Source organism: Pseudomonas sp. FSL R10-0399, from assembly GCF_009600165.1.
Taxonomy (GTDB): domain Bacteria; phylum Pseudomonadota; class Gammaproteobacteria; order Pseudomonadales; family Pseudomonadaceae; genus Aquipseudomonas; species Aquipseudomonas helleri.
On record NZ_WIWK01000163.1, the window covers coordinates 1 to 9,925 of the forward strand.

Consider the following 9,925-nt stretch of genomic DNA (forward strand, 5'->3'; position numbering starts at 1 on the left):
CAGCGCCACCGGCCAGTGCCGCGTTTGGCCTGCGGATTTTTACCGGGCTGGTGGGGGTACTGCTGGCGGTGCTGGTCTCGGGTTTTAACGAGAACGTGACCAAAGTGGCGATGCCGGACATACGCGGCGCCATGGGCATCGGTTATGACGAAAGCACCTGGTTGCTGGCGGTGTATTCGGCCACGTCGATCAGTGCCATGGCCTTCGCGCCGTGGTGTGCGGCGACGTTCTCGCTGCGCCGCTTTACCTTGTGTGCGATAGGCGCGTTTTTGCTGCTGGGTATCTTGTGTCCCTTCGCCCCCAACGTTTCTGTGTTGATGTTGCTGCGGACCTTGCAAGGGTTTGCCGGAGGCGCGTTGCCGCCCATGTTGATGTCGGTGGCGTTGCGTTTTTTGCCGCCGCACATCCGCCTGTACGGGTTGGGCAGTTATGCGCTGACTGCCACCTTTGGCCCCAGCTTTGGTACGCCGTTGTCGGCCTGGTGGGTGGAATACGCCGGTTGGCAGTGGGCGTTCTGGCAAGTCATTCCCCTCAGCTTCCTGGCCATGGCTTGTGTGGCCTGGGGTTTGCCGCAAGACCCGCTGCGGCTGGAGCGTTTCAAGCAGTTTGACTGGCGCGGGCTGCTGCTCGGCTTGCCCGGTTTGATCATGTTGGTGCTGGGCCTTGAGCTTGGCCAGCGGCTGAACTGGTTCGAGTCCGAAATGATCCGGATCTTTATCGTCGGCGGGCTGGCTTTGCTGGTGCTGTTTTTCATCAACGAATGGTCGCACCCGCTGCCGTTCTTCAAATTGCAGTTACTGAAGAACCGCAACCTCTCCAGCGCTTTGCTGACCTTGGCCGGGGTGCTGTTTGTGCTGTTGGCGGTGATCAAGATCCCGTCCAGCTACCTGGCGGAGATTCAGGGCTATCGCCCGCTGGAAACCGCGCCGGTGATGCTGATGGTGGCCTTGCCGCAGTTGATTGCGCTGCCGCTGGTGGTCGCCCTGTGCAACCTGCGCCGGGTTGATTGCCGCTGGGTGCTGGCCATCGGTCTGGGCTTGCTGGCGTTGGCCTGTGCACTGGGTTCGCAGGTGACCTCGGTGTGGAGCCGCGAGAACTTTTACGCCTTGCAGGCGATTCAAATCATCGCTCAGCCGATGGCGGTGATCCCTTTGCTGATGCTGGCCACGGGTGGCCTCAATCCGGCTGACGGACCATTCGCTTCGGCCTGGTTCAACACGGTTAAAGGCTTCTCGGCGGTGGCGGCGGGCAGCGTGTTGCAAGTGCTGACAGTCAACCGTGAGCACTTCCACTCGATGAGCCTGGTCGATCGCCTGGGCAACTCGCCGCTGGTGTCTGCCGGGGTCGATCTGGCGCACCGGGTGCACCAGCAGGCGATGGTACTGACCTCGTCGGATTTGTACCTGTGCATGGCCGGTGTCGCGATTTTATTGGTTGTCATTATTCCTTTTGGCCCGACGCGGATTTATCCGCCGGGCACAGTGGCGGGAGCAGTTAAATGAGTACAACAAACGGGCGCAAGCCTTTGCTGATGGCGGGTGCAGGGGTAATGGCGCTGGCGGTGCTGTACGGGTTGTGGCGCGTGGTGTTTGCCAGCGGTCCGGAGCAAAGTACCAATGATGCATATGTGAGTGCCGACTTCACCTTGATCGCGCCGAAAGTCGCGGGTTTTATTGATGAAGTGCTGGTCGAGGACAACCAACCGGTCAAAGCCGGGCAGTTGCTGGCGCGCATCGATGCGCAGGATTACCAAGCCAGCGTGATGGCCGCCCAGGCCATGGTGGCCACGGCCCAGGCCCAGCAGATGAATGCCCAGGCGATGCTTGAGCGCCAGCGTTCGCTGATTGAGGAGGCCAAGGCCACGGTCGATGCCGACCTCGCCCAGGTGGAGTTCGCCGAGCACGAATTACAACGCTATGAGCACTTGGCCGGGCAGGGTGCAGGCACTCTGCAAAACTCGCAGCAGGCGAAGAACCGTTCACAGACAGCCCGAGCACAATTGGCGCAACACCGCGCGGCACTGGAAGCCGCCCGCCAGCAAACAAGAGTGCTGGCCGCGCAACACACTGCCGCTGAGGCCTCAGTGCAGCATGCACAAGCGTTGCAGGCACGGGCAGAACTGGAGTTGTCATACACCCAGTTGGTGGCGCCGTTTGACGGCGTGGTCGGGCGCCGCAGCGTGCGCAAAGGTGCTTACGTCAAATCTGGCGACACCTTGCTCGCCGTGGTGCCGGTGGCCAAGGCCTACGTGGTGGCGAACTTTCTTGAGCATCAACTGACGCACATGAGCCCGGGGCAGCGGGTGATGGTCACGGTCGATACCTTCCCCGGCGAGCAACTGCACGGCACCGTCGACAGTATTGCCCCGGCCACGGGGGTGACGTTCTCGGCCATCGCGCCGGATAACGCCACCGGCAACTTCACCAAGGTGGTGCAGCGCATCCCGGTCAAAATCACCCTGGACTCAGACCAGCCGTTGATCCAGCAACTGCGTCTGGGCATGTCGGTGGATGCATCTGTCGACACCGCCAGCACCTCCGGGCAGCAGGTCAGCGCACGATGAACAGCAAAATAATGACCTGCGCCGTCACCTGTTACAGCCTGCTGAGCCTTGGCGGTTGTGTGATGGGCCCTGATTTCAGGACGCCCGAGACACCGTTGGCCGCGCATTGGGCGAATGCGCCAAGCCAGTCCGGGCACAGCGGCACGGCTGAGTTGCCGGTGGACATGCGCTGGTGGGACAGTTTTGGCGACGCGCAGTTATCGGCGTTGGTACGTGAAGCCCAGACGCGCAACTTTGACCTGCAAATGGCCGCCAGCCGCCTTGAGCAAAGCCGGGCCATGCGCCGTCAGGTCGCCGCCGACACGCTGCCGGCGGTAGACGGTTCGGCGGGCTACAGCCGCAGTCGCAATAGCCAGCGAGGCTTGAATGACCCGTCGGGTAAAGCGGGCAAGCAGGCGTTTAACCTGTGGAACGGCGGGCTCGGCATCAGTTGGGAAGCCGATTTGTGGGGCCGCGTGAAGCGCTCGGTGGAGGTAGCAGATGCGTCGGTGCAAATGGCTGAAGAAGACCGCCATGCCGTGCAACTGCTGGTGATTGTGCAGACCGCCCAGGATTACATTGAGCTGCGCAGCACCCAGCAAGGGCTGGCGGTGGTCGAGCAGAACCTGCACATCGCCCAACGCAGCCTGGAACTGACCCGGTTGCAACTCAAGGAAGGCGTGGTCACAGACCTGGAAGTTTCTGAAGCGGCCGCCCAAGTCGCAGAAATCCAGGCGCGTCTGGCACCGTTGCAACAGCACAGCGCGCAATTGATCAACGCCCTGAGCCTGTTGCTGGCGCGCGAGCCAAGAGCCTTGCAGGCGCAATTGAGCACGCCTGGTAACGTACCGTCCTATGCCGCGACCGTACCGATCGGCTTGCCCAGCGAACTGGCAGAACGACGTCCGGACATTCGCCGCGCGCAGGCCCAACTGCATGCAGCCACGGCCGCGATTGGCGTCGCCGAGGCGGACTTTTACCCGCGCATTACCTTGTCCGGGAGTATGGGGTTTCAGGCGTTGCAACTGTCGGACCTGGGCAGTTGGGGCTCGCGCAGCTTTGCCTTTGGCCCGGGGCTGAGCGTGCCCTTGTTCGAGGGTGGACGCCTGAAAGGCGCGCTGCAATTACAAGAAGGCCGCCAGCAGGAAGCCGGTATTGGCTTTCAGAAAACCGTGCTGCGTGCCTGGCACGAAGTGGACGACGCGCTGGTGGCGTACCAGGCCAACCAGCGCCGCCGTGACAGCCTGCTGCAGGCGGTCGCACACAACCAGCGGGCACTGGACAGCGTTCACCAGCAGTACACCCAGGGCACCGTGGACTTTCTCAACGTGCTGACCGTGCAAAACGCTCTACTGGCCAACCAGGCAGCGCTGGTCGACAGCACCGCCCAGGTCTCACTGTCGCTGGTCGACCTGTATGGCGCGCTGGGCGGAGGCTGGCAGGGCTAATAAATCGAGACCCTATCGCGAGACAGGCTCGGGCCAAGGATTTGAGGCGCATCCCGAATCCGAAGTACGAGCTTGTCTCGCGATAGGGTCTTTTTACTACCCCTCCACGTTGTAGGAGCGAGCTTGCCTCGCGATCTTTTGATCTTAAAGATCGCGAGGCAAGCTCGCTCCTACGACATTCAGCATGACGGGCTGCAGCGTTCGTATCTGCGTGGCTGCGCAGGGATTTGTTATGCTCGGCCCTCGAATCAAGCGCCAGCATAGGCGTGTCCAGTTCACTTTGAGCGTATTTATGTCTGCCGATACTCAAGCTGTCACGACGCGTTTTTCGCGCTCCGACTATAGAACTCTGGGGCTGGCGGCCCTGGGCGGGGCGCTGGAAATCTATGATTTCATCATTTTTGTATTTTTCGCCCTGACCCTCAGCCAGCTGTTTTTCCCGCCCGATATGCCGGAATGGCTGCGCTTGCTGCAAAGTTTCGGGATTTTTGTGACCGGCTATCTGGCCCGCCCATTGGGTGGCATCTTGATGGCGCATTTTGCCGATCATCTGGGGCGCAAGCGGGTGTTCAGCCTGAGCATCCTGATGATGGCCCTGCCGTGTCTGCTGATCGGGATCATGCCGACGTATGCCGATATTGGCTATTTCGCGCCGCTCTTGCTGTTGGCGTTGCGGATTTTTCAGGGCGCCGCAGTCGGTGGTGAGGTGCCCAGTGCCTGGGTATTTGTTGCCGAACACGCGCCTGCCGGGCGTCGCGGCTATGCCTTGGGCTTTTTACAGGCCGGTCTGACCTTCGGTTACTTGATCGGCGCCCTGACGGCGACGTTGCTGGCGCAACTGTTTACCCCGGCCGAGATCCTTGATTACGCCTGGCGCTTTCCGTTTTTGCTGGGTGGCGTGTTTGGCGTGATCGGTGTGTGGCTGCGTCGCTGGCTGAGCGAAACCCCGGTGTTTCTGGCCTTGCGCGAGCGCCGTGAGGGCAGGGTAGAGCTACCTTTGCGCACAGTATTGCGGGATTTTCGCCCGTCATTGCTGCCCGCCGCGTTGCTGACCTGCGTACTGACCAGCGCCGTGGTGGTGTTTGTCGTCATTACCCCCACCGTAATGCAACAGCAGTTCGGCATGACCGCCAGCCACACGTTTGCCTTGAGCAGCGTAGGCATCGTGTTTTTGAACATTGGCTGTGTGTTGGCAGGCCTGATCGTTGACCGCATCGGCGTCTGGCGCAGCATCGTGCTGTACAGCGTGCTATTGCCGCTGGGGATTGGCGTGCTCTACGCCAGCCTGGTCGGGCAATGGGGCTTGCCGGGGCTGGCTTACGCCCTGGCCGGTTTGACCTGCGGGATCGTTGGCGTGGTGCCGTCAGTGATGGTCGGTTTGTTCCCGGCAGAGATTCGCGTGTCGGGCATCTCGTTTACCTACAACATCGCTTACGCGCTTTGGGCCAGTATCACGCCGTTGTTGCTGATTGCCCTGATGCCGTGGAGCCCGTGGGTGTGCGTGCTGTTCTGTGGGGTGATGGGCCTGGTCGGCGTGCTCACGGCCCGCTGGTTCGGCTTTGCCCGTGGCCATCAGGTCGAGCGGCGTTTGCGCGCGTTGGCAGAGGTGTGAGCCAGGCAACCTTCCGTCAGCGCAATGATTGCTGGGATTAATAGGAAGCATTACTATTCACGCCCCACCTATTCAGTCCAGTGCGATGACTCACAAAGTGCCCCGCCGAGCGGGCTTTTTTGAACATTACGAAGAGTTGATCGGTACCTGGACGCGTCGCTTGCGTAATCGCCAGCAGGCGCAAGACTTGGCCCATGACACTTTTGTACGCGTGCTCGAATCCACTTCGGAGGCCGTCGAGCAGCCGCGTGCCTATTTGCATCAAATGGCGCGTAATATCGCTGTCGATGGTTTTCGCCGTGAAGAGTTACGTGACGCCAAGGAGCAGGCAGCCGTTCCCCCAAGTTCGTCCGAGACGGGCGACCCGGAGCAGTACATGCGTGCTATCCAGTTGGCTGAGTCTGTTGAAAAAGCCCTGCAAGAGCTCCCGCTGAACTGCAGGAAGGTGTTTGTCTGGCAGAAGATCGAAGGCCTGACTCAAGCCGAGATCGCCGAGCGCCTGGGACTGTCCAAGAACATGGTGGAAAAATATATGATCCGCACCCTGCGACATCTGCGTGAACGGGTGGAGGCTCAATGATGGATACGCGTGACGGTACCCACGACATCGCCAGTGTGCGTGACGCTGCCGCAACCTGGTTTGCCCGTGTGCAGGCGCAGGCCTTGAATGCCGGGGATCAGGCAGAATTCGAGGCCTGGCGTGCCCGCCATCCGAGCCATGAAACGGAATACCAATGGCTGGTCAACCTCTGGTCGGCAGCAGATTTGCTGCCCAAGGAGCGCCTGCAGGCCCTCTGCGAGGTGCCGGTCAAGCCGATCAAGCGCCGTTCTGTACTGGGTTTTGGTCTGGCGGCCAGCGTGCTGGCAATGGCGGGCGGCGCATTGGTGTGGACGCAGTTGCAGTCTATGGGCAATTACCAGGGCAGCTTTGCCACCACGGCAGGCGAGCGCCGCACTGTGACCTTGCCGGATGGCTCGGCCATCGAGCTAAACAGCCGCAGCCAGTTGTTGGTCAGTTTTGAACGCCAGCAACGCACGGTGGTGCTCAAGCAGGGCGAGGCGATGTTCAACGTGGCTCACGACACGGATCGGCCTTTTGTAGTGCTCGCAGGCCCTGGCCAGGTGACCGTCACCGGCACCCGTTTTGATGTGCGCCACGAGGACGGCCAGGCGCAAGTCGCCGTGGAGTCGGGCACTGTGCGGGTGCAGGGTAACGAACCCGGATCGCGGGTTAACCTGACGGCGGGACTGGGCACGGTGGTCAATGCCCAAGGGCAGGTGGCGGCCGTACAACCAGTGAATACCGAAGCACTGACGGCCTGGCGCAAAGGGCAACTGGTGTTCAATAACGCCAGCCTGGCTGAGGTTGCCGCCGAAGTGTCGCGCTATCGGGACACGCCGCTGCACGTCAGTACGCCAGCGCTGGGGCAGTTGCGCCTGACCAGCGTGTTCAAGACCAACGACACCGACGCCTTGCTCAGCGCCTTGCCGCGCATCCTGCCGGTGGCGATCAAAACCCGTGACGATGGCAGCCAGGAAATCATCTCGGCAAAATAATTTCAGATCGGATTCAGGTTTTTTTCGAGTTCTTCGTCTTCTTGATCAACTGCAACTGGTTTGCATTAACAAGCGCAATCAAATGCGATCAACTGGGCAAGACTCGACGTGAAAAACAACCATCCTTGTGTGCGGTTTTCCTCGCTTAAATCATCTTTGAAAGCTCCATCGTCCAGCGCACGATCGCGCTTGTTGCCACTGGCGCTGGCCCTCGCGGTCAGTGCGGCGATGCCCGCTGCGTTTGCCGGCGAAGCCGTTGCCAGCGCCATCCATATCCAGGCCCAGCCGCTGGGTGCCGCGTTGAGCCAGTTGGCACAGCAAACCTCGTTGCAGGTGTTTTTCAGTCCGCAACTGGTGGCCGGCAAGCAGGCGCCTGCGGTCAACGGCAACCTGTCACCCGAGCAAGCGCTGCGTGAACTGCTGCAAGGCAGCGGCTTGAACTACCAGCTTGATGGCGACGCCGTGACCCTGACCCCGGCGGCCACCGTGAGCGCTTCCGACGCTTCCGGCCCGCTGGAACTGGGGCCGGTTGACGTGAAAGTGGTGGGTAACTGGCTGGGCGATGCCAACGCCCAAGTGGTGCAGAACCACCCCGGTGCGCGAACAGTGGTGCGCCGCGAGGCGATGGTCGAGCAGGGCGCAATGACCGTCGGCGACGTGCTCAAGACCATTCCCGGTGTGCAGGTACAGGAATCCAACGGCACCGGCGGCAGCGATATCTCCTTGAACGTCGGCGTGCGTGGCTTGACCTCGCGTCTGTCGCCCCGTTCGACCGTATTGATTGACGGCGTACCGGCAGCGTTTGCCCCGTACGGCCAGCCGCAACTGTCGATGGCGCCGATTTCCTCGGGCAACCTCGACAGCATTGACGTGGTCCGCGGTGCCGGTTCGGTGCGCTATGGACCACAGAACGTGGGCGGCGTGATCAACTTTGTGACCCGCGCCATCCCGGAAACCTTCCAGGGCGAAGTCGGCACCACTCTGGAAACCTCCGAGCGTGGCGGCTGGAAGCACCTGGAATCGGCCTTTCTGGGCGGCACGGCCGAAAACGGTATCGGTGCTGCATTGCTCTATTCCGGTGTCAAAGGTGATGGCTACCGGGCGAGCAATAACAACAACGACATCGACGACGTGTTGCTGAAAACCCATTGGGCGCCGACCGATCAAGACGATTTCAGCCTTAACTTCCACTACTACGATGCCACCGCCGACATGCCCGGCGGCCTGACGCAGAAGCAGTTCGATGCTGACCCGTACCAGTCCGTACGCGACTGGGACAACTTCACCGGGCGCCGCAAGGACGTGTCCTTCAAATACCTGCGGCAGATTGATGATCAGACCCAGTTTGAAGTCCTGACCTACTACACCGACAGCTTCCGTGGCAGCAACATTGCTGCGCGCAACCTGCAAACCCTGGCGTCATACCCGCGTAGCTACCACACCTTCGGCATCGAGCCACGGGTGTCGCACGTCTTCACCCTGGGTGAGGTTACCCAGGAAGTGGGCATTGGCTATCGCTACTTGAAAGAAGCCATGCAGGAAGAAGCCAGCCAACTGCAACTGGTCAATAAGGTGCCTGTAGCCCGTCCAGGGGCTGACGGCCATATTTATCAGGACCGTACCGGCGGTACCGAAGCCAACTCGTTCTACATCGATGACAAGATCGATGTCGGCAAGTGGACCATTACCCCGGGCATTCGCTTCGAGCGCATCAGCACCAACTGGCAGGACCACTCGGTGCTGGACAACAAAGGCGTGCCGGTCCCGGAAAAAAACCGCAGCATCGACAGCAACGAAGCGTTGCCGGCCCTGAGCGTGATGTACCACCTCTCCGATGCCTGGAAACTGTTCGCCAACTACGAAACCTCGTTTGGCAGCTTGCAGTACTTCCAGTTGGGGCAGGGCGGCCAGGGCGACCAGACCGCCGCGGGCCTGAAGCCTGAGAAGGCCAAGACCTATGAAATCGGTACCCGTTATGACAATGGCGTGTGGGGCGGCGAAGTCACGCTGTTCTACATCGACTTTGCTGACGAGCTGCAATACGTGAGCAACGACGTGGGCTGGACCAACCTCGGCGCGACCAAGCACCAGGGTATCGAAACGTCGGTTCATTACGACATGTCGACGCTTAACCCGGCCCTTGACGGCCTGTCGGTGAACGCCGGTTTCACCTACACCAAAGCCACCTCCGAGGGTGACATCGCCAACTTCAAAGGCCGTGACCTGCCGTTGTACTCGCGCCAAGTGCTCAACCTGGGCGCCCGCTACGTGGTCAACCGCTGGAGCTACAACCTCGACATGTTTGCCCAGTCGCAACAGCATGCACCGGGCACTGGTGGGGTTTACATCACCGACCCGACGCCGGACGGCCAGTACGGCGATATTCCGGGTTACGCCACCTGGAGCACCCGTGTCGGTTACGACTTTGGCCCTGAAGCGTCGAACCTGAAAGTGGGCGCGGGCATCAAAAACCTGTTCAACCAGGAGTACTACACCCGTTCCAGCGACAACAACTCGGGTATCTACGTGGGTGAGCCGCGCACGTTCTTCGTGCAGGCCAGCGTAGGGTTCTAAAGCAGCACGGCTTGTCTCGCGGTCTTTTGAGGGTTTAAAAGATCGCGAGGCAAGCTCGCTCCTATCAAACACAAAATAAGTGATTGATTCTAAAGGCCCTGTAGGAGCGAGCTTGCTCGCGATCTTTTGATCTTGATCTGGCTTTTGATCTTGATCTTAGAGGCCCCGTTAAACCACGCTGGCCGAACGCAG

General features: G+C 60.7%; 7 protein-coding genes. All 7 read left to right on the forward strand.

From position 1 onward, the window contains the following. Nucleotides 1–29 precede the first annotated feature (29 nt). The 7 genes from GHO41_RS27245 to GHO41_RS27275 all read left to right on the forward strand — a co-directional run bounded on the left by GHO41_RS27245 (nt 30) and on the right by GHO41_RS27275 (nt 9,733). Nucleotides 30–1,502: an MFS transporter gene (locus tag GHO41_RS27245; protein ID WP_256678867.1), complete on the forward strand. Its 1,473-nt coding sequence runs from the start codon at nt 30–32 to the stop codon at nt 1,500–1,502. Further along, nucleotides 1,499–2,563 (forward strand): HlyD family secretion protein, encoded by a 1,065-nt coding sequence (locus GHO41_RS27250; protein WP_153435152.1) that lies wholly within the window; start codon nt 1,499–1,501, stop codon nt 2,561–2,563. Before GHO41_RS27245 ends, GHO41_RS27250 begins: the two co-directional genes overlap by 4 nt. Then, nucleotides 2,560–3,990: an efflux transporter outer membrane subunit gene (locus GHO41_RS27255; RefSeq protein WP_153435153.1), complete on the forward strand. Its 1,431-nt coding sequence runs from the start codon at nt 2,560–2,562 to the stop codon at nt 3,988–3,990. The genes GHO41_RS27250 and GHO41_RS27255 overlap by 4 nt, the downstream gene beginning before the upstream one ends. A gap of 292 nt (nt 3,991–4,282) precedes the next feature. After that, nucleotides 4,283–5,602 carry an MFS transporter gene (locus GHO41_RS27260; protein WP_048387431.1) on the forward strand — a complete coding sequence of 440 codons (1,320 nt, stop codon included), beginning with the start codon at nt 4,283–4,285 and terminating at the stop codon, nt 5,600–5,602. An 85-nt stretch (nt 5,603–5,687) separates the two neighbouring features. Next, a complete protein-coding gene (locus tag GHO41_RS27265) occupies nt 5,688–6,182 on the forward strand; it encodes a sigma-70 family RNA polymerase sigma factor (RefSeq protein ID WP_048387432.1) in 495 nt (164 codons plus the stop codon). After that, a complete protein-coding gene (locus GHO41_RS27270) occupies nt 6,182–7,159 on the forward strand; it encodes a FecR family protein (protein ID WP_153326535.1) in 978 nt (325 codons plus the stop codon). Before GHO41_RS27265 ends, GHO41_RS27270 begins: the two co-directional genes overlap by 1 nt. A gap of 228 nt (nt 7,160–7,387) precedes the next feature. Next, nucleotides 7,388–9,733, forward strand: a complete 2,346-nt coding sequence (locus GHO41_RS27275) for a TonB-dependent receptor (RefSeq protein WP_256678868.1) — start codon at nt 7,388–7,390, stop codon at nt 9,731–9,733. The last annotated feature ends 192 nt before the right edge of the window (nt 9,734–9,925 follow it).